The 20,300-nt window shown below is 49.3% G+C and carries 17 protein-coding genes and 1 riboswitch; of the genes, 11 read left to right on the top strand and 6 right to left on the bottom strand.

What is annotated here, in order from left to right; all coding sequences use genetic code 11:
- The first annotated feature begins 118 nt into the window (after positions 1-118).
- The 3 genes from yfmF to hutH are packed head-to-tail and all read left to right on the top strand — an operon-like array spanning position 119 to position 4,285.
- The gene (yfmF, locus tag AOA63_RS09810) at positions 119-1,447 is read left to right on the top strand and encodes an EF-P 5-aminopentanol modification-associated protein YfmF (RefSeq protein WP_082343879.1); all 1,329 of its coding nucleotides are present in this window, start codon (positions 119-121) and stop codon (positions 1,445-1,447) included.
- Positions 1,444-2,739, top strand: coding sequence for an EF-P 5-aminopentanol modification-associated protein YfmH (gene yfmH / locus AOA63_RS09805; protein WP_053959531.1), 1,296 nt, complete (start codon positions 1,444-1,446; stop codon positions 2,737-2,739). The genes yfmF and yfmH overlap by 4 nt, the downstream gene beginning before the upstream one ends.
- 22 nt (positions 2,740-2,761) lie before the next feature.
- Positions 2,762-4,285, top strand: a complete 1,524-nt coding sequence (gene hutH, locus AOA63_RS09800) for a histidine ammonia-lyase (RefSeq protein ID WP_053959530.1) — start codon at positions 2,762-2,764, stop codon at positions 4,283-4,285.
- Here the strand turns inward: hutH and AOA63_RS09795 are convergent.
- A complete protein-coding gene (locus tag AOA63_RS09795; protein WP_242848376.1) occupies positions 4,262-5,083 on the bottom strand; it encodes a Cof-type HAD-IIB family hydrolase in 822 nt (273 codons plus the stop codon). The two genes, hutH and AOA63_RS09795, sit on opposite strands and share 24 nt — an antisense overlap.
- Before the next feature lie 109 nt (positions 5,084-5,192).
- Between AOA63_RS09795 and AOA63_RS09790 the strand changes: the two genes are divergently transcribed.
- The 8 genes from AOA63_RS09790 to AOA63_RS09755 all read left to right on the top strand — a co-directional run bounded on the left by AOA63_RS09790 (position 5,193) and on the right by AOA63_RS09755 (position 15,031).
- Entirely contained in the window at positions 5,193-7,664 is a 2,472-nt protein-coding gene (locus tag AOA63_RS09790) for a RecB family exonuclease (RefSeq protein WP_053959528.1), read from the top strand.
- Positions 7,652-10,144, top strand: coding sequence for a UvrD-helicase domain-containing protein (locus AOA63_RS09785; RefSeq protein ID WP_053959527.1), 2,493 nt, complete (start codon positions 7,652-7,654; stop codon positions 10,142-10,144). The genes AOA63_RS09790 and AOA63_RS09785 overlap by 13 nt, the downstream gene beginning before the upstream one ends.
- Positions 10,145-10,200: 56 nt before the next feature.
- Positions 10,201-11,250, top strand: a complete 1,050-nt coding sequence (locus AOA63_RS09780) for a hypothetical protein (protein WP_053959526.1) — start codon at positions 10,201-10,203, stop codon at positions 11,248-11,250.
- A gap of 117 nt (positions 11,251-11,367) precedes the next feature.
- Complete coding sequence (locus AOA63_RS09775) at positions 11,368-12,534, top strand: amidohydrolase (RefSeq protein ID WP_053959525.1); 1,167 nt, start codon at positions 11,368-11,370, stop codon at positions 12,532-12,534.
- Positions 12,535-12,539: 5 nt separating this feature from the next.
- Positions 12,540-13,370 (top strand): dihydropteroate synthase, encoded by an 831-nt coding sequence (folP, locus tag AOA63_RS09770; RefSeq protein ID WP_171822676.1) that lies wholly within the window; start codon positions 12,540-12,542, stop codon positions 13,368-13,370.
- A complete protein-coding gene (gene folB, locus AOA63_RS09765) occupies positions 13,363-13,722 on the top strand; it encodes a dihydroneopterin aldolase (protein WP_053959523.1) in 360 nt (119 codons plus the stop codon). The genes folP and folB overlap by 8 nt, the downstream gene beginning before the upstream one ends.
- On the top strand, positions 13,715-14,206 hold the full coding sequence (gene folK, locus AOA63_RS09760) for a 2-amino-4-hydroxy-6-hydroxymethyldihydropteridine diphosphokinase (protein ID WP_053959522.1): 492 nt from the start codon (positions 13,715-13,717) through the stop codon (positions 14,204-14,206). The genes folB and folK overlap by 8 nt, the downstream gene beginning before the upstream one ends.
- Positions 14,207-14,239: 33 nt before the next feature.
- Positions 14,240-15,031 carry a biotin--[acetyl-CoA-carboxylase] ligase gene (locus AOA63_RS09755; RefSeq protein ID WP_139061554.1) on the top strand — a complete coding sequence of 264 codons (792 nt, stop codon included), beginning with the start codon at positions 14,240-14,242 and terminating at the stop codon, positions 15,029-15,031.
- Here AOA63_RS09755 and ribH read toward each other — a convergent pair.
- From ribH to AOA63_RS09730, 5 genes are all read right to left on the bottom strand, one after another.
- Positions 15,028-15,477, bottom strand: coding sequence for a 6,7-dimethyl-8-ribityllumazine synthase (gene ribH / locus AOA63_RS09750; protein WP_053960670.1), 450 nt, complete (start codon positions 15,475-15,477; stop codon positions 15,028-15,030). The two genes, AOA63_RS09755 and ribH, sit on opposite strands and share 4 nt — an antisense overlap.
- 80 nt (positions 15,478-15,557) lie before the next feature.
- Positions 15,558-16,775 carry a bifunctional 3,4-dihydroxy-2-butanone-4-phosphate synthase/GTP cyclohydrolase II gene (locus AOA63_RS09745; protein WP_053959520.1) on the bottom strand — a complete coding sequence of 406 codons (1,218 nt, stop codon included), beginning with the start codon at positions 16,773-16,775 and terminating at the stop codon, positions 15,558-15,560.
- Positions 16,765-17,394 carry a riboflavin synthase gene (locus AOA63_RS09740; protein ID WP_053959519.1) on the bottom strand — a complete coding sequence of 210 codons (630 nt, stop codon included), beginning with the start codon at positions 17,392-17,394 and terminating at the stop codon, positions 16,765-16,767. Before AOA63_RS09740 ends, AOA63_RS09745 begins: the two co-directional genes overlap by 11 nt.
- A complete protein-coding gene (gene ribD / locus AOA63_RS09735; protein ID WP_053959518.1) occupies positions 17,387-18,532 on the bottom strand; it encodes a bifunctional diaminohydroxyphosphoribosylaminopyrimidine deaminase/5-amino-6-(5-phosphoribosylamino)uracil reductase RibD in 1,146 nt (381 codons plus the stop codon). The genes AOA63_RS09740 and ribD overlap by 8 nt, the downstream gene beginning before the upstream one ends.
- 67 nt (positions 18,533-18,599) lie before the next feature.
- A riboswitch (FMN riboswitch) is annotated at positions 18,600-18,744 on the bottom strand.
- A gap of 184 nt (positions 18,745-18,928) precedes the next feature.
- Positions 18,929-20,116, bottom strand: a complete 1,188-nt coding sequence (locus AOA63_RS09730) for an MFS transporter (RefSeq protein WP_053959517.1) — start codon at positions 20,114-20,116, stop codon at positions 18,929-18,931.
- Positions 20,117-20,300: the final 184 nt, after the last annotated feature.

The raw sequence follows: 20,300 nt of genomic DNA, 5'->3' as shown, positions 1-20,300 counted from the left end.
CCCGAAAGCACGCGAGTATTTCCCGTGCTTTCGGGCTATTCTTATGTTATGAGTTAGGAAACTCTGTCTAAAATGAGGATGTTCATCGTACATAAAACAAAGTAGGTAGGGGAAAGGAGTGGACCGTTTGTCCGTTACCGCCAAAGATGAAGGATTTGTGGGGCAAATTCACCAAGGGAGTGGTTGGTATTGTTTTTCAACGCCCCGCTTTAAAACGATTACCCTTCATGCATTTATCATCAATGAATTGACTGCGGATGAGGCGGCTTTTGGAGCGTTATTACCGCACGTCCTACAACGGGGAACTCAAAAGTGGCCCACATATATGCAAATGGAACAGACCTTGGAAGATATGTATGGGGCTTCCTTTCGGGCTGACGTAGGAAAAATTGGAGACAAACAGCTCATTTCTTTCCATTTAGAAATTGTCAACGGGCGCTATTTACCCGGACATCCCGATACATTAAGTTTGGGATTGGAATTTCTGCAAGAGGTCTTAGATCATCCACTGGTTCATGACCACGCTTTTCGCGAAGACATCGTTCAGCAAGAGAAAGATTTGTTGAAACGGCGCATTCAAGGATTAATTAACGATAAGGGACAATATGCTGTGACCCGTTTGATTGAGGCGATGGCTGACGGGCGCCGGTTTGGCCTAAGAAAACTGGGCCGGGTGGAGGACTTGGAACGGGTTACGCCTCATACTCTATATGAGTATTATCGAAAGGTTCATCAGACCCATCCTATTATCTTGTTTGCGGTGGGCGATATTGATCCGGTACGGATCGAGCAGTTTATGCAGCATTACCGACATGAGCATCCCCGGCACGAATTGCAGCGTATTGAGCCTTATACTCCCCATTACCATGACCGTACTTTGATTGAACGACAAGATATTCGGCAGGGTAAAGTCAATATGGGATATTACACCGGTATTACGCTCGATAATGCGCGCTATCCGGCTTTGATGATGTATGCAGGGATTTTGGGGGGATTTCCCCATTCCAAACTGTTTTTGAATGTGCGTGAGCGTGCAAGTTTGGCCTATTATGCCTATGCGCGGCTTGATGCCGCGCTAGGATATATGTTAATCGGCGCCGGGATTGAATTTGAAGATTTTGATGCCGCGGTAAAGATTATTGCCCAACAACTGGAGGCCATGAAGCAAGGAGATATTAGCGATCAAGAGTGGGAATTTACCTTGAGGGCTTTTGATAATGACATCTTGTCAGAAGAAGACAATGCGAGTCAAATCATCTCACGCCAACTGGAACATCTTTTGGTTGGCGGTGGACTCATGGGTGAATCGCTCAAGGACGCGTTACATCAAGTCACCAGGGAGCAAGTACAAGAAGTGGCGCAGCATGTGCGTTTGGATACTGTGTTCTTTTTAACACGTGATAGTGATGATGAATCTGCTACAGGGACGGAGGCAACAACCCCATGACGCAAGAAGCCCAAGTCATTGAAAATGAAGCGATCGGCGAACAGTTAAGTCGCCTTGTCTTGCCCTCAGGGCTCACCGTGGTTGTTTTTCCGCGACCGGGGTTTAAAAAAACCTTTGCCACCTTTGCCACCCATTATGGGTCCATTGACAATGCGTTCCGGGATCCCAAGACCGGCCAGGCTGTGCAGGTGCCGGACGGGATTGCTCACTTTCTAGAACATAAAATGTTTGAGAAAAAAGGGGGTGGCGATGCGTTTGATGATTTTGCACGACTTGGTGCCTCTTCGAACGCGTATACGGATTATACTTCAACCACTTTTCTTTTTCAGACGACGAGTCATGTGCTCGATAATTTAGGAATCCTCCTGGATTTTGTTCAGGAACCATATTTTACTGACGCTAACGTCGAAAAAGAAAAGGGGATTATCGAACAGGAAATACGCATGTATTTAGATATGCCAGGGGACCGACTGCATTCCAATTTGATGAAAGCGTTATATGTGAACCATCCCGTGCGCATTGATATTGCTGGAACGGTGGAATCGATTCGAACCATCACCCCAGAAGACCTGTATACGTGTTACCGCACGTTTTACCATCCTAGTAACATGGTTTTGCTTGTGATAGGCGACATCGATCCGCAAATGGTGTTCGATTATACGTGGGAAAATCAGAAGACCAAGAATTATGGGAACCAGTCGCCAATCACCAGGATTTATCCGGACGAACCCCACAGGGTTCACGAAAAGCACCGGGAACAAGACATGGTCGTATCCATGCCCCTATTCGTCATGGGTTATAAAGATACCCAAACGGGTTTGGTAGGACGGGAATTACTGCACCATGAAATCACTTATGGATTGATGTGGCAAATGCTGTGCGGCAAAAGTTCCCCATTGTTTCAAAATCTTTATCGGCAGGGACTCATTAATGACCGTTTCTATGCCCGCTATGGCGCCTCCACGACCTTTGGCTTTAGCACGGTGGGCGGAGAAACACCCGACCCTCAAGCGTTGGAAGCACAACTTGTGGAGGGGATCCAGCAGGCTCCCTTGCGTGAAGAGGATTTGGCCCGGGCTAAAAAGCGCGAACTCGGAGAATTCATCGCCCTGTTTCAAAACCCCGAAGAATTGGCGTATGCCTTTAACCATCTGTTTTTCCGGCAGATCGATATTTTTGATTATGTTGATACCATTTTATCGATTGGTTTGGACGATATTGAACAGGCTCGTCATGTTCATCTCCAAGAATCTAAACGGGCCAGTTCTGTTATTAAGCCGATTTCATCATGAACAGAGAAAAGGAGATCAGGTGATGGAAACAGTCATCCTGACTGGTGACGATTTAGACATTGAACAAGCGTATCATGTAGCCCATGATCACTATCCCGTAGCACTGAGCGAGGAGGCCGCCAAAAAAATGGCGGCCTCCCGTGCTATGGTAACGCGTTACTTAGCTGAAGGAAAAAGTGTTTATGGCGTTACCACGGGGTTTGGACGTTTTAGTGATGTGCTCATCCCTGAAGACAAACGCCAAGAATTACAAATCAATTTGTTGCGCAGTCACAGCGCGGGAGTTGGGGAACCTTTTGGCGAAGACATTATTCGGGGCATGATGGTTCTTCGTGCCAATGCCTTGGCCAAAGGATATTCCGGTATTCGGACCACAGTTGTCCGGTTGCTCATCGAGATGCTAAATCGGGGCGTCATTCCGGTTATTCCATCTCAAGGTTCTGTTGGAGCCAGCGGGGATTTAGCCCCCCTGGCTCATCTGGCTCTCGTCCTCATTGGTGAAGGCTGGGCCCGGGTTCAAGGAGGACCGAAAATACCCGGAGACCAAGCACTCAGGAGCGTGGGGCTTGAACCCGTCATTCTGGAGGCGAAAGAAGGGCTGGCTCTCATTAACGGCACACAAGCCATGGGCTCTTTGGGCATTAGTGCAAGTACCCAAGCGAAATTTCTAGGACTGTGGGCGGATGTCGCAGCTTCATTAAGCATTGAGGCTTTACGCGGCATTCCCATGGCATTTCATCCCGGGGTGGCTTTAGTGCGGCCGCATCCAGGGCAGCGTCTTGTGCAGCAGCACTTGCGGACAATGTTAGAAGGAAGTCACCTGGTCACAGAACCGGGCGAATTGCGAATGCAAGATGCCTATTCCTTGCGTGCTACGCCCCAGGTGCACGGGGCTTGTCTTGACGCTCTGAATCACGTGCAAGAGGTCCTATCGCGCGAAATCAACAGTGCCACGGACAATCCCTTATTATTTCCTGAGGAAGAGTTGGTGATATCGGCAGGCAATTTCCATGGCGAACCCCTTGCACTGGTTTTAGACTATTTAGCTATTTTAGCGGCGGAATGGGCGAATATTAGTGAACGGCGGATTGAACGCATGGTGAACCCGGCCCTATCAGGATTACCGCCCTTTTTAACACGGCATGGCGGCGTATTTTCTGGTTTGATGCTGGCACAATATACCGCTGCTAGTTTAGTTTCCGAAAACAAAGTATGGGCACATCCTTCCAGTGTGGACTCCATTCCCACGTCAGCGAACCAGGAGGATCATGTTTCTATGGGAACCACCGCGGGGCGTAAGGCGCTAGTGGTCGTCAATAATTTGCGCTATGTTTTAAGTATTGAGCTATTATGCGGGGCCCAAGCGTGTGATTTACTTGGGCCCGAGCATATGGCCCCCAAAACGCATGCCGTTTATGAATGGATCCGGAAGATCGTTCCACCGCTGGAGGCCGACCGTCCGCTGGCTCCGGACATCGAGCGTATCGCCCAAACCATGCTGGCGTCAGACACCATCAACTGGTTAGAAAACCTTTTGATGGCTTAAAGGTCCTAATAAACCTTGTTGTTCGGCCCATAAAATCGCGGCGGTGACAGGGTCGTCACTGCCTTTGGGGGTGACATAATCGGCCACGCGGTGGCATTCTGGTAATCCCTGGCCCACCGCGATGCCGATACCGGCCCATTTCAGCATGGGGACGTCATTGAGCCCGTCGCCAATGGCCAAAATGTTTTGCCGCGCAATATGGTAGTGATAGGCTAGCTTTTCTAATCCTTCTGCTTTGGTGACACCGGGAGCACAGATATTGACTTCCCGGTAGTGGCCATGATCGAAAATTGTCAATTCATAATCGGGACCAATCAGGCCAAAGTCTTGAATAAATTGATCAACAATCTCTTGTCCCAGCAGCAAAATTTCTAAAGGTTGCCGGGGAATGACAGTGTCAGGGTTGACTAAAAGATCATTGGGCTTCTGCCACCGGTCATAATCATCGGGCAACTGGGTTAACAACACGGGTTGTTGATAACCTAAATAAAACCGCATATGGGCTTGATGGCGAAAGGACCACGCAAACATCTCTTGAGCACGGGGCCGGGGAACGCCATGGCGGTATAAATCGGCAGGACGTTTTGAGGGGTCAAAAACATAGGCACCGTTATGCGCGACAATGGCCCCGGTAATTCCGAGTTCTTGTTGTGCTTTCAGTGCCGTACGCCAGCTTCTTCCTGTGGCGACAATTACATGAATGCCATTCTGCCATAATTGACGCAGTAAATGCGCCGCCTTAGGCTGGACATGAATATCTTGGTTTAACAGCGTGCCATCCAAATCGCATGCAATCATCTGTATCACAGTAATCCGCCTCTTTTCTACCCATGGCTTCATGCAGGGATTTCAGTCTGGTAAAACGTATTGTATAAAAAACGGAACGTTGCGTGGGAGGAATACGAGATTGATTAAGGTTATTTTGGGCTCTCCTCGCCAATTACAGGAACGGTGGCTGTCCGACTATCGTCATGGGGTCTTGGCGGGACCAACAATCGTTCCCAATGAGACGTTAGCCCAGTTCTTGCATGGACTGCTCAAGACCTCAATCCCCCAGATGCCACGGATTGAAAGTTTGTGGGACTTTGCCCGTTCTCTGTTGCCACAGGGGGCAAAAATTGCGCCCATCGGCATGGAAAAGGCGTTGGCCTCACTCCTTGCTCGGGATTTACACCAGGAACTGCCTCATCAAGTCCCGGGTATTTATCTTAATATTATCCGGCATGTCTTAGAACTGCGCAGGCGACAAATTGTCCTCCCACCTTTTGATGGTATTCCCTGGCCCCTGATATTACGCTGGCTTGAAGATATTTGGCCCGAATCCCTCTACGATGAGTTTCGAGTTTATCAATATGCGAGTCAGGCCCCATTGGTGACAGAGGATATTTCACCACTGGCGATATATGGCTATGTGGAAGCGCATACATCGCAGTGGCAACTGCTTCATGCCTTGTCGCACCATTATTCTATCATCGTCTACACGCCTTGGCTGACGCATTATGATAATAGCTTGGCCGAAGATTGGATTAAAAAATGGCGAGAGCAAGGGGCAATCTTTGAAACGTTGCCAGAGAAAGCTAAGAAACCACGTCAATCGGCCATTTATGTGAGACCTGGCACGTTAATGTTACACAGTATCACCGACCAGGTTGCTAGCCGCCAGGGAGAAAATGTCCTGCTGGTATTGGGCGGCATGGATTCCACTTCGTTAATTCGTCTGGCGCAAAGACGGGGAGTGATCTTCAGCGAAAAGAATCCGGTTCTCTATCACGCCAAGAATGTGTGGACGGCTTTTTGGCGGTTGGCTCAAAAAAAAGCAGATGAGGCCACAAAACGTCTTTGGCTCGAAGTGATGCAAGAACACGGGCACAGTGCTTCTGACGCGGTGTTGTTCGTGCACTTTTGGGGAGAACAGTTGCGACAAATTCATTCGTGGCAAGAACTGGTTGAGCTTGTCGATGATGCAATCCGTTTCCATGATATCGATGATTTAAGCCGCACCCTCACGGCTTGTCGGGACTGGGTGATTTACGATCAGTGGCACATTGCTCCGCGGATGGATCTCATCGAGGAATTATGGCAACTGTTACCCTTTAAAAAATCCTATGGAGGCCGAAGAGGAATCCTTTGGGCCGAGGGGCTTAATGCACGCATGTTAACCGCACAGACCATTATTGTGGCCGCCATCCATGAAGGAACTTTTCCGAGGGGTGTCGTCTTCGATTCTTTATGGATTCCGGAACTTGCCCAGCTCTATGGGTTGCCGGGACCAGATCATGCGCACCAGCAAGATCTACATTTGCTGCATGTGCTCATCGAATCAGCCGATCAGGAAATTTGTTGGGTTGTGCCTCAACACGACGACGAAAAATTGTGGTGGCCGGAAGGATTGGCACCGGATGATGAATGGGATGGGCTAGAGCAAGTCCCCATCTCTTTTGCTACCAGAAATATGGAGAAAATCCGGGACTGGTATAGGAGTCATTATGAGAGTGAGGTCTTAGATGCCTATCAAGGGATGATTGGACAAGAACTGGCAGAAGCGTTGTGGCCCCATGAGGTGACACCGACGGCACTCGAGCAGTACGGAACATGTCCGTTAGCTTTTTTCTATGAACAGGTTTTAGAGCTAAAAGCACCCTCGGACGACGATTTATATACGATTTCTCCTTCCGTGAAAGGACAATGGATGCACAAAGTGCTCGAACTTGCGGTGAAGTCCGAACAACCCCTTACCGTAAAAGTTCTGCGTCAATTTGTCGAAGAGATTGCCTTACGGATTCCGCCCGGAAACCGGGTGCTGCAATCCGTTCTGAGCCATGTCAAAGATGATGTTGTGCGCGATTTGTTGCAGGTATGGCCACTCATTGCGCCATCGCCCGCGGATAGGGTCGATACCGAATACCCTCTCAAATGGACGCTACACACCGAGGGAGGAAGCTGGCAGGTCAAAGGTCGGCTCGACCGGGTTGATTATGCAAAAGATGGGACCGTCACGATTACCGACTATAAGACAGGAATTCTGAAGAATCCCGATAAGATTGCAGCCAACAATTTACAGTTGCCGTTATATTACGAGGGTATGCGGCAACATGTTCCTCAGGGCGCGATAGTGGCGCAAGTGCAGGGCGTATCAGCCAAAAATCAATTTGTTCGGCGTCTTCTGTCTTTGGATGAGGCACAAGATGATAGGGCTTTGCAACTGGTGAATGAAATCGCCTTGCGCGTCAAACACGGCGAATTTTTTCCCTTGCCGCGCCTTCAGGATGACCCATGCCGGATTTGTTCCTTTGTCCAACTATGCTCGGCGGATATTAAAGGGATTCGGCGGCGTAAAAAAGCTCCGCGCGATGAGTACTGGCAATTATGGGAGGATTAGAAGCGATGCCGGAGATTGTGGATCAACACGTTCGCGATCAAATCATTCAAGATTTTTATCATAACATTTTGGTCGAAGCCGGGGCGGGAACGGGGAAAACCACCTTACTTGTGGAGCGCACGATTTATGCCATCGTTGAACACGGCATGAGCCTAGAACGGATGGCGCTTATCACTTTTATGGAAAAAGCGGCAACAGAAATTAAACTGCGCGTTCGTAGGCGGCTTGAGGAGTTATTAGCCAGTGGCACTCTTGATACCGTTTATAGGAAACGGGTGCAACAGGCTTTACATCAGTTGCCTATTTCCCAAGTGACGACGATTCATGGATTTGCCTTGCGATTTTTGCAGTCTCAGGGTCACCATGCGCCTGTCCCCTTATCCTTTCGCGTGATGGATAGCTATCAAAGCGAGCAGTTGTTTCAAGAGGCATTCTATGACTGGAGCGAAAGTGACCCGTTTCGCGCTCGGCGCCTTGCCGATCTGTTCAATTGGGGACTACCTTTTGAGCGTTTTATGGAAATGGCCCAGTATCTTAGCACACAAAGTGACATTCCTTTGTATTCTGCCACTAAACCCTCTACCGATTTTATGGATGATGTTAGTCGAGAAGTTCAAGAATTGGAGGACATCGCACGACGATACGCGAGTCCTTCTGACCAGGGGTTACGGCAAATTCAGGATATTGCCCAGTTTTGCCGGAATTTCGTGCGTTTAGATCCTTCTCAACGGATAAAAGCCTTAGCCACCTGGCAGGTGAGTGCTGGCAAAGGTGCCAAAAAGAACTGGCAGGATCCCGACCGTTTAACCGAACAGAAAGCCTTTATTGCCGGATTAAAAGAACGATTAGACTCATTTAAGGAACAACTGGCGGATTACCTCTTAAGTGAAGTGCGAGCGCTCGTTGTTGAAGATTTTTTGCCGTTTTGGAAGGATAGGCGGTGGAAGTTAGGATTATTGACTTTTGATGATTTGTTATGGGAAACCCGGGATTTTTTGCGGCAGTATGGTGTCAAAGACCGTTATGACTTAATTATGGTTGATGAATTTCAAGATACCGATGCGCTGCAGGCGGAAATCATCGTTCGCATGTTGGCTGAGGAACCCACGAGCAACTGGCTCGAGGCGCGGATTCCCCAAGGCAAATTGTTTGTTGTGGGGGATCCCAAACAGTCAATTTATCGATTCCGCGGTGCTGACGTGGAGATCTACCAGCGAATACGTCAAAAAATTGAACAGGAAGGGGGTATTCTTTTATCCATTGTGCAAAATTTCCGAACCCCTCCGGAAATTCTGGAACCTGTTAACCAGTTGTTTGCGGCGAATTGGCCCCCGGTGTTTGATCCATTGCGGCCCTATGTGTCGCCTTATAGTCCTTTAATGCCGTTTTACCCCTCCAGTCAAGAAACCCGGTTGATAGTGGATGGGGGCCCCACCTCACGAGGAGCTTATACCCAGCGTGCATTGGAAGCGCATCTTATTGCTCGCCATTTACGAAAAATGGTGTTGGAGGATCGTTTATGGGTGCGCGACGAAAAAGAGGGTGGGAGGCGTCCTATTCGCCTAGGTGATGTAGCTCTATTAATGCCTCATCGCACGGGTATACATATTTACCAGGAAATTTTGCGACAAGAAGGTATCATGGTCGCTCCCGAAGGTGGAATCCGTTTTTTCGAACGCGATGAAATCCGGGGATTCCAACAATTTTTATCTGCCTTACGCAATCCCTACGAAGAGGTATACACGGCGGGCTGGCTATTATCTCCGTGGGTGGGGATGTCTGTGCAAGATCTCGCCCAACACAAAGCACAAGGAGGCACTTTAAATTATCTGGCTGCTACTGTCAACCAAGGACATCAAGTGGTGACAACAGCTTTGCAGATGCTAAAGATTTGGCACCAGAAATGGTGGGAATGGCGCATTGAAGACTTTTTCTGGGCCTTGTACGAGTGGAGTGCGTTATCTGGCGTGCTATCGGAGCGGCAGGACGTGGCCAGCTTGTCGAATCTAGCCAAGATGGCCGATTTATCGCGGGATTTGGGTGACCGGTGGGGCAATGATGAATTTTGTCTATGGCTGCAACGAAAAGTCAGTCATCAAGACAAAGAAGAAGAAGGACCGCTGCCCAAAGCCCAAGATGCAGTGCATATTGTCACCGTACACAAAAGTAAAGGGCTGGAGTGGCCGTTAGTGGTGGTGGCCAATTGGCAATGGGATGTGGTCGCCAAACACCCAGGGGTGCGGATTGTTTCTGACCGCATGGCCTTAGCCTTAGGCGATTTGCACAGCCGGTGGTGGGATGAACTTGCGGAGGAAGATCAACATAGAACCCGGGCGGAACAGGAACGGCTTTATTATGTAGCCTTAACCCGGGCGCGCGATTACCTTGTGGTGATTGATACCTTTTCAGACGAAGATGACGGATATCGCGCGGCGTGGAGTTTATATCAACGGACCCGTAAAAGTGAGAAGGAGGTATAGTCATTAGGTCTGTCCCTTTTCCCTTATGCATAGCGTGGAGCAAGGGGGAGATAGGCATGATGTCTTGGATACGGAAAAGACCGTGGATTATCGCCTTGCTCATAGCCATGGGCGTCTTAGGGATTTTCGTGCGCCAGCATTTGGCCAGGCGGCAAATATGGCATTTCACCACTCATCCGATCGTGGTATGGAGTGAGCCCTTTGGGCACCGCATGGATTCGTTGGCGTTAGCGAAAGGTTTAGATGGCCAAATTTATGGCCCGTTAGCTTTTGTGATCTGGCACAACCATCCAATTATTGCCGATAGTTATCAACACCGGATTATTATTAGCACCCATCCCTGGCATATTATTGCAACGCCTGAATTATTAGTGGAAGATTTGGTGCATATGGGGAACTCCCTGTATTTTGTGGATAATCACACATTGGCCGTTTACCGGATTGAACATGGTAAACCCGTAAAAATTATTCAATTACATCCTTCGCCAGGACAAAGCGAAGCCATCTGGCACATGGCTCAAGATGGCCAGCATTTACTATTAGAAGGCGTAAAACTAGGACAAGGACAGTATGAAACCTGGTTACGCCAATATAAACCGAATGGTCAATTGGTGCAAACCCTCAATGTCGCTAAAACCCGGTGGAATAATCCCTTTGAAGTCAATAGCCAGTACCCCATTGGTGTCGTGGTGCGTTCTTTTGTCGTGGCTCCCAATCGCCAATTGGTGATTGAAGTGGCCGGTGATAATCCTTATGAACGCCTAATCCAGCTTTATAATGTGCATAATCGCCTGATTCGGCAGACGCAATTTGTCTCGCCGGAAGCGATTGTTCACAGCCAGCTCTTAGGGGTCAATAACATGGGATGGATTTATTTAGGGATTAATTTAACCGAACCCGGCAAGGCCCTAGTGGAAATCTTAACGCCCAAGGGGCGCACTATGATGATGAAAGTGCGAAGCGTTCCTGTTGGAAGTGTGGTGTACGGGACTGTTGAGCCCAACGGGTCTTTGTATCTTTTGCAGAGTACAGCAAAGGAGTATTGTATAGTCAAATGGGCACTGGTACCATCAGAACGCTGGACGTGGAACGGGCAGGTCATTTAAGTGGGGAATTTGAGCGATGCCGGAAGATTGTGCGCGTGCTGCTAGGAATAGGGCGCAAGCACCAAGAACTTCCGAATTAAAAATGCTAAACAATATGATTATGGAGGGAAAGGGCGTATGCTTGCGATAATTGGGGGACGAGTCGAAACGATTAGTCATGGAGCCATGGAGTCGGCCACGGTCTTAATTGATGATGATGGACAAATTCTTGCAGTAGGCTCCGATATTTTGATTTCAGAAGACGCTGACATCATTGACGCTCATGGACAGTATGTTTTGCCGGGATTTATTGATTCTCATACCCACCTCGGAGTGTTTAATGACGGTGAAGGAAAAGAAGGCGCCGACGGAAATGAAATGACCAATCCCCTGACGCCTGCAATTCGCGCCATCGATGGCTTCAATCCAGCTGATGTGGCGTTAATGGACGCGATCCAAGGGGGGATCACGGCGGCTTGGGTGACTCCTGGCAGCGGCAATGTCATTGGCGGACAAGGTGCGACCTTACGCCTTTATGGGCAACATCTAGAGGACATGATATTAAAGGCACCGTCCGGTATGAAAAGTGCCATGGGAGAAAATCCCAAAAGGGTGTACGGCACCGACAAGAAATTTCCGATGACGCGAATGGGCGTGGCCAAAGCGTTGCGGGAGGCGTTTGTGGCAGCTCTAAACTACCGTCAGCAACAGGAAAAAGATCCCAGCAGTCCCCGCAATTTAGATCATGAAGCGTTGCTCATGGTGATTGATGGCGCGATTCCGCTGCGTACGCATGCTCACCGAGCCGATGATATTGAGACGGCACTCCGCATCGGGCGAGAATTTGGCGTGAGACAAGTGATCGAACATGGGACGGAAGCCTTTAAGGTCATTGATCAATTAGTCAAATACCAGGTCCCGGTATCTTTAGGGCCGGCTTTAGTGGCTCGGGTGAAACCGGAAGTGCGGGCTCGCGGATTTCACACGCCCGCTATTTTAGCGAAACATGGCGTGAAATTTTCCCTTATCACCGATCATCCTGTCGTCCCAGTGCAATACTTAGTGGTTTCAGCGGCTTTAGCGGTACGAGAAGGGCTGGATGAGCAAACGGCTTTACGGGCGATAACCCTGAACGCTGCAGAAATTTGTGGAGTGGCTGACCGCATTGGGTCAATCGAACCAGGTAAGGATGGCGACATTGTGATTTGGACAGGCCATCCTTTTGATTGGCGTAGTCACGTGGATAAAACCATTATTGGCGGGCAGGTTGTTTACGATCGCAATAAGAGCAAATTGGAGGAATGAAGTCGGTGAGCCGGGTATTTCAGTGTCACAAACGCGCCCTCTTGTTGGGAGAGAATACGAAAATCATGGGAATCGTGAATGTCACACCCGATTCGTTTTCGGATGGCGGACAATATGTCGAGTTGAACCGAATTTTGGAACATGTTGAGCAGCTGGTGCAAGACGGGGCAGATATTATTGATATTGGAGCCGAATCTACACGCCCCGGTTATGAACCCGTCGCTAAGGAAGTCGAGTGGCAACGGCTTGAGAAACCAATCCTGGCGATCCGTTCTCAGTGGCCTGATCTATGTCTTTCCGTTGACACGCAAAAAGCCTGGGTGGCTGACCGGGCTGTCAAAGCGGGCGTCGATATCGTCAATGATATATGGGGACTGGCCGGTGATCCCGATATGGCCCAGGTTGTCTCTCAGCATCAGGCGGGACTGGTGATGATGTTTAACCGGGTCAGCCCATGGGCACCTGGCACTATTGATATTGGCGTCATGGTCGATTTTTTTCGCCAGCAACTGGATTTTGCCCGCCATCAGGGAATTTCAGAAGACCATATTTTAATTGATCCCGGTTTAGGTTTTGGTTATGGTGTTGACGACAACTGGATAGTTCTACGCCATTTAGAGGAGTTTGTCGGCTATGGGGCCGGTCTTTTGTTGGGACCGAGTCGCAAACGATTTCTTGGCAGCGTTACGGATAAACCGCCTAGGGAGCGCGATGTAGCCACGGCCGCGGTGGCAGCATTGGCAGTGCCCTATCATGTGGATGTGTTGCGCGTTCACAATGTTAAGACCACCCGCGATGCCTTGCGTGTGGCTGATAAGTGGTACCGCGATGTATGATTGGATTCGACTTTATGACTTACGCTATCAAAGCTGTCATGGCGCGCTGCCCCATGAGCATGTGATACCGCAAGAATTTCGCGTTGACATCGAAATTGGTTTGGATACGCGTCAAGCTGCAGCGCATGACGCTTTAGAACTGACTGTCAATTATGCCGAAGTGGTTAACCGGGTCAGCACGATTATGCAAGGCCCTCCCATTAACTTGATCGAAACCATAGCACAACGCATCGCGGATGTGGTGTTAACCTTTCCCTATGTCGGCAAAGTGGGAGTGCGGGTGAAAAAGATGATGCCGCCCGTGTCTTCCGTCATGGGATACGCGGAAGTGGAGATTTGGCGTGATGCATAATGTTTTTGTGGCTTTAGGCGGAAATCAGGGAGATCCTTTACAGTGCTTTTTGCTAGCTCGGGAAACGTTTAGTCAAATTGGCACAATCAAGCGCTGTTCAGGAATTTATCAAACGGCTCCGCAAGGAGGTCCGCCGCAACCGGATTATTTGAATGCCGTATTTTGGCTCGAAACATCGTGGTCTTGTCAGGATATTTTGGAACGCGCACTAAAGACCGAGCACCGTTGTGGCCGTGTTCGGACGGAACGGTTTGGACCTAGAACGTTGGACATTGACATTTTGTTATATGACGACGTTATTATCGAAAGCGAAAATTTAATCATTCCCCACCCGCGTTTGCATATGCGCCGTTTTGTTCTGGAACCCTTATGGGAAATTGCTCCCAGTATGGTGATTCCCTCTAAGGGACCCGTACAGTCCTTATTGCAAAATGTTATTGCACAGCGCGTAATACGGGTTCAAGATTGGCCGAGTACACATTAAAGGAGCGAGAGTTTGAGGGAAAATTTTAATTTTATGGATGAAAAATTTACACGGGATGAACCGGGCTGGTTGGGACAAGATTTGCGGGTTTTTCCTACGGTCGGGTCCACCAACCAGGTCTTGCGGGAACGCCTCAAGGAAGAGAATGTGCCGCCAGGGGCCACTATCATTGCCCTGGAACAAACTCAAGGACGGGGCCGGTTAGGACGCAGCTGGTGGTCGCCCCCCGGACGCGGGCTTTACGTATCCACGCTGGTATATCCTCCAAGACTGCAGCACGCAGGCATTTTGAGCTTGCTCGCCGCGGTTGCTTTAACCGATACGGTGAGACGGGTTACAGGCTTCGCGGCGGGAATAAAATGGCCGAATGACGGCATGATTCAGGGAAAAAAATATGCCGGCATTTTGGTTGAAGCCGGGACGGCACCGATTTCCTGGGCTATTATCGGCATGGGGATTAATGTCACAGGCCAGGTGCCTGAGGAGATTGCGCACGCTATCACCTTGGAGCAAGCGGGAGCTGAAAATCTCACATTAGAATCATTGTGGCAGGCGTTGGCTCACGATTTAGAAACCCGTTATGAAAGCTGGCTCATAGAAGGCAACGCGGTGATCATTGACGCGTGGCGGAATTATAGTGTGACCTTAGGACAGATAGTTTTGGCTCAGGGGCCTTTTGGCCAAATTACAGGAAGGGCTGAAGATGTCGACGAAGAGGGACGATTATTAATTCGTCACGGCTCCAGCCTGATTCCTGTATCCAGCGGAGAAGTCAGCGTGCGGGCTCCGGATGGTTCGTATACCCCGTCTTCCGATGCTGGCTAGTCCCTAAGACGATAATGTAAATCCGCCATTTCGATCGCCGCTAAAGCGGCTTCGGCGCCTTTGTTGCCAGCTTTGCCATCGGCCCGGTCTTCGGCCTGAGCCATGGTATCACACGTGAGAATGCCAAAGATGACGGGAATATTGCTATGACGATTTAAGTCTGCCAAGGCTGAAGAGGTACTAGAGGCAATAAAGTCAAAATGCGGGGTTTCTCCACGTACGATAGCACCTAAGGTAATGACCGCGGCATATTTTTTATTGCTATTTAATAAATAATGGACCAGGTTGGGAATTTCAAAAGCTCCAGGAGTCCAAAATACATCCACCGCGTCGGCAGGAACGCCGTGACGAATTAAGGTATCGACCGCACCTTCAAGAAGGCGGTCGGTGACGCGCTGGTTAAATCGGCTGACGACAATTGCCCAGCGTTGCCCGGGATGCGTCATAAGAAAACCTTGATGTTCGGCCACAGTATCTACAAACCCCACTCTCTTTATCCAAAATTTATTGATCTCATGTCGCCACGTTAATCCATCCAGTGGCCCATTTTGACCTTCTTTGTTTCTAAATAGAAGGCATTTTCTTCACGGGGTTCACTTTGAATAGGGACCCGTTCCACAATTTTAATGCCATAGCCTTCCAAGGCATAATATTTCTTGGGGTTATTCGTTAACAAACGAATTTCGTGAATCCCTAAATCGGCAAGAATTTGTGCTCCAACTCCATAGTCCCGCGAATCGGGTGGGAACCCTAAAGCTTGATTGGCTGATACCGTATCATAGCCCGCTTCTTGCAGTGCATACGCCTTAATCTTATTCGCCAGACCAATACCGCGCCCTTCTTGCCGCATATAAAGGAGCACTCCCCGGCCCTCATCGGCAATTTTCCTTAAAGCCATGTCTAATTGGTCGCCGCAGTCGCAGCGTTTGGAACCAAACACATCCCCCGTGAGACATTCGGAGTGAACACGGACCAAAACTGGCTGGCCATCTGTGACATCTCCCATCACCAATGCCAAATGGGTATCTTTGGTTTCTTTTTCTGTATAGGCAATGGCGGTAAATGTTCCATAACGTGTCGGGAGCTGGGCTCGACCCTCTCGCACAAACAAGGTTTCGCGTTGACGCCGGTAACGGATGAGGTCGGCGATAGTAATGAGTTTCAAACCAAATTTTTTGCGAAAGGCCTGCAATTGTGGCAAGCGTGCCATTGTCCCGTTGGTGTCCATTATTTCACAGATCACTGCGGCCGGTGTTAGTCCAGCAAGCCGCATCAAGTCGACACTGGCTTCAGTATGTCCCGGCCGCCTTAAGACGCCTTCGTCTTTAGCGCGCAGCGGGAAAATATGACCGGGACGCACAAAATCCTCGGGGCGGCTATGGGGGTCAATCAAGGCTTTAATAGTCGCCGCCCGGTCATGGGCTGAAATGCCTGTGGTGGTCGTATAGCGGGCATCGACAGAAACGGTAAACGCAGTACTCATAGACTCATCTGGGGCGTCGACCATGGAGGGAATAGCTAATTCGCGCAGGCGCTCTGATGTCATTGGCACACAGATTAAACCCCGGCCCCATTGCGCCATGAAATTGATCGCCTCAGGCGTTACAAAATCGGCAGCCATGACTAAGTCGCCTTCATTTTCACGGTCTTCGTCATCGACTACGACAATCATCTCGCCTTGTTTTAAGGCATCAAGAGCCTCTTCAATCGTATTGAACTCCAAGAGATTTTCTTCATTCTCCATAACTGACCACCTTCTGTTCGTGTCCTAAATAGGGAGCACATAATTGTTGAACATATTTTCCTAGCACATCGAATTCGAGGTTGACGGCTTGATTGATTTCAAGTTCTCCCAAATTGGTGTGTGACAGGGTATACGGGATGAGAGTCACTTGAAACGTTGTCTCATCCACGGAGACTACCGTGAGACTCACTCCATCAACCGTAATGGATCCAAAAGGAACAATCAGCACTCGGTAGGGTGAAGGAAACCGGAAAAAGACATGCCGTGCTTCGCCTTCTGGGACAATTCGATCGACGTGGCCTTGTGTATCGACATGTCCTTGCACCCAGTGTCCGCCAAGACGGGTAGTAGGCGTCACAGCACGCTCCAAGTTCAGCGCCTGACCCGTCTTAAGGTGTCCTAACGTTGTGATAGACAAGGTTGTGGGAGAACATTCCACCTGAAAAGATTCAGATTGATGATGAATGACAGTCAGGCAGACACCATTAACCGCGATGGATTCGCCCTCTTCGAGCGAGCCGGATTCGTCATAGCCAATGGTCAAAATGCGGGAATGGGCATCTTTAGCTGTATCCACGGCTAACAGTTGTCCCACGTGTTCGACTAACCCACTAAACATGAAGGCCCTCCTGTGTTTGGATGTGATGGGACGAATACATGTTCTCGGGGCGAAACAATCCATGAATCATCACATCTTCTCCAAGCTTGTGAACATCGATAGTTGCTAATGGATAAGCATCCGCTAAGCGCGAAATGCCTTCTCCCATGACCGGCGTGGGAGCGGCGCCTCCGATAATGATGGGCGAAATAAAACTGTACCATTCATCCGCCAGCTGTTGCGCAATGAAACTGGCATGAATGCGTGGACCTCCTTCCACCAATACCGAGAGGACATGGCGCGAAGCCAACTCGGTCAAAACCTCGTGTAAGTTCACGACGCCAGATGAATCTTGTGACACTTCAATGACTTCGCCGCCCGCGGAGAAAATGTCTCGTTGCCAATCAATCGATGATTGTGACGTGGTGAAAATCAAGGTCGGTGCCAAGGAATTTTGTTGGAATATCCGCGCCGAGGCGGGAGTGCGGCCGTGCGTATCTAATATGACCCGAATAGGATCTCGTTGTGGTTTCGGACCCCGGTAGGTTAACGAGGGATCATCAGCCAAGATGGTGCCCACGCCCACTAAAATTGCGTCATGCAACCGGCGTAATTCATGAACTTTTGCAAGGGATTTTGCATGGGTAATATAGCGGGAGTCTCCGGTTTTGGTGGCAACCTTGCCGTCAAGACTCATGGCAGATTTTAGGGTTATATAGGGTCGACGTTTTTGACTCCAGGTTATGAATGCATGATTTAACGCGCGAGCTGCCGTTTCGCCATCACCAACCTCTACGGTGATCCCGGCTTGTTTGAGGCGTTGTATCCCGCCTCCTTTGACCTCTGGATTGGGGTCAGTCATGGCGACGACGACATGGCTAATCCCCGCGTCAATGATGGCTTCTGTGCATGGCGGCGTGCGACCAACATGATTGCATGGCTCTAGAGTAACGTATAATGTGCCTCCTTGAGCCTTTTCTCCTGCTTGACGCAATGCCACAATCTCCGCATGAGGACCACCTGGGCGCTTGTGATAGCCTTCACCGACAATTTGCCCATGGGAATCCAAAATAACGGCGCCCACCATCGGATTGGGCGATGTCGTATACCGACCCCTGCGTGCGAGGGATAACGCCCGCTGCATTACCTGACTCTCCATCCGTCTTCCCCCCATAAAAAAATCCCCCAAATTCGGGGGATGGAAAAATTGTATAAGCCAAAATAGGCTTAACCTTCTCCCATCCAGACTGTACTGTCGGCGCCGGATTCACACCGGTCTCCTGCCTTGCGGCTCGCGGGCTACTCACATTGGTGAGATCACCGCCGGTCGGGAATTGAGGAATAACCTCTCACCACGCCCCGAAGGTTTTATGACATTCTTATCTTATGGCTTTTGTCAGAAAAAATCAAATGGGCTACAATTTTTCCCGGGTCTTGCAGGGATGGGGATTGCAGATTCCTTTAAGAGCAAAAACTCTGATATGTTCCCTATTCATAGGACTGTTCAGTCAGGACTGATTGGATTGGCATGACCAATAGCCATCATGTGAAGTGGTTAGTGTCCTAAATCCGGTGAAGGTCCGTGCCTGGGGATTATGACCGCATAGATGAGTAATGCTCCAGCCAAAACAAACGCGCATAGTGCGAGAATGTGAAAAATCAGCTGGATATGAAGTGCCCGAGATGGAAAAAGCACGATTACCAGCATGCCAAGGATTGACCCCATCTCATCGAATGCTTGCAGTCGAGTCCGCGATAAGGCTGCCGATAGCCCGGATTGAGACGTTAAAACCATCGTCGTGAGACTGTCCTGGATTATCCACCAACCCATTCCAATCAGAACTGTCGCACCACAAAACAATGCATAGCCAATATCGTGCGAAATCATAAACCATGCAACAGCCAATACTGCAAACCACATGGCCAGGAATCTTGGCAGCCCGCTATGAGGGATTCGCCTAAGAAAAAGACCGCTGAAAATCCCGGATCCACCCCAAAGTGTCATAATCAATCCATAACTTAAAGGCCCTTTATGGAGAATATGGAATAAATAGGCCATCGACATGACATTGCCTATCCATACGAGAAAACTCACGCCCAAAATCACAAATAGCGGCATCCCTAATCGTGGGGCAATTGGCTCCTGAGCTTTTAAGCTATTATTCGTTGAGGATGAAATTCTTGAGAGCTGACCAACGAAAAATAAGGCGATGAGATAGAAAGCCGCATTAATCAGAAAACCCTGGCGATAACCCCATAACCAAAGAAGCCATCCCGCAAATAAAGGACCGAAAAGGTCAATAAGACTCTCAGTTTGTCGAAGCCATGAGATGAGGTGCCGAGTAGAAGTCGTGTCATGAGATTGCGCCAAATACGAAGCATGGGCAGCTTGATATAGGCTGCGGTTGACAGAGAAAACAAATAGCAGTGCCATGGCCAGAATAAAATGATTGACCCTCCAAAGGCTCATAGCGGCTATTAAGCGAATTACATAGGTGAACGCCATAACGGATTTTGCTGAGTACATCCGACCGATTTTTTTATACAGGTAGGGCATAAAGAGACCAGGCAAAGACCCTAACAGGAAATACCCGGCATAGGTTTTAGGCGAGGAATTGAGGTGGGTAAGAAAAAGGCCCAAAGCAATTTCCCGAAAATGTGCTCCTAAGCTAACACTGGCATTATCTGCCAGTAACCACAACTGGTCTCGATTGACGGATGTGTGAGATGGAGATTGCGGCATAAAAAAGACCCCCTTCGGATAAATGACCGAAAAGGGAGGATATGGCTAATTCTCTTAGAACGAGTTTTGGACAGATCTCTCCCCAGGAGGACGTTGGGCAATTGTCAAAGGGAGAGACATGATTCACCTCGTTTATGATTCATTTAAATATTTTGCACTATACCATAGTGTTCAGAAGGTTGTG

Source organism: Sulfobacillus thermosulfidooxidans (assembly GCF_001280565.1).
GTDB lineage: Bacteria > Bacillota > Sulfobacillia > Sulfobacillales > Sulfobacillaceae > Sulfobacillus > Sulfobacillus thermosulfidooxidans_A.
Note: the sequence above shows the minus strand (reverse complement) of the source record. Positions and strands in the feature narration are given on the sequence as shown.

Coding starts and splice junctions, on each gene's coding strand:
- folB (WP_053959523.1), top strand. CDS start 13,363: ATGTATGATTGGATTCGACTTTATGACTTACGCTATCAAAGCTGTCAT.
- AOA63_RS09755 (WP_139061554.1), top strand. CDS start 14,240: ATGGATGAAAAATTTACACGGGATGAACCGGGCTGGTTGGGACAAGAT.
- AOA63_RS09745 (WP_053959520.1), bottom strand. CDS start 16,775: ATGGAGAATGAAGAAAATCTCTTGGAGTTCAATACGATTGAAGAGGCT.
- AOA63_RS09795 (WP_242848376.1), bottom strand. CDS start 5,083: ATGATTGCATGCGATTTGGATGGCACGCTGTTAAACCAAGATATTCAT.
- AOA63_RS09740 (WP_053959519.1), bottom strand. CDS start 17,394: ATGTTTAGTGGGTTAGTCGAACACGTGGGACAACTGTTAGCCGTGGAT.
- AOA63_RS09785 (WP_053959527.1), top strand. CDS start 7,652: ATGGGAGGATTAGAAGCGATGCCGGAGATTGTGGATCAACACGTTCGC.
- yfmH (WP_053959531.1), top strand. CDS start 1,444: ATGACGCAAGAAGCCCAAGTCATTGAAAATGAAGCGATCGGCGAACAG.
- hutH (WP_053959530.1), top strand. CDS start 2,762: ATGGAAACAGTCATCCTGACTGGTGACGATTTAGACATTGAACAAGCG.
- ribD (WP_053959518.1), bottom strand. CDS start 18,532: ATGGAGAGTCAGGTAATGCAGCGGGCGTTATCCCTCGCACGCAGGGGT.
- folK (WP_053959522.1), top strand. CDS start 13,715: ATGCATAATGTTTTTGTGGCTTTAGGCGGAAATCAGGGAGATCCTTTA.
- AOA63_RS09775 (WP_053959525.1), top strand. CDS start 11,368: ATGCTTGCGATAATTGGGGGACGAGTCGAAACGATTAGTCATGGAGCC.
- ribH (WP_053960670.1), bottom strand. CDS start 15,477: ATGACGCATCCCGGGCAACGCTGGGCAATTGTCGTCAGCCGATTTAAC.
- AOA63_RS09730 (WP_053959517.1), bottom strand. CDS start 20,116: ATGCCGCAATCTCCATCTCACACATCCGTCAATCGAGACCAGTTGTGG.
- AOA63_RS09780 (WP_053959526.1), top strand. CDS start 10,201: ATGATGTCTTGGATACGGAAAAGACCGTGGATTATCGCCTTGCTCATA.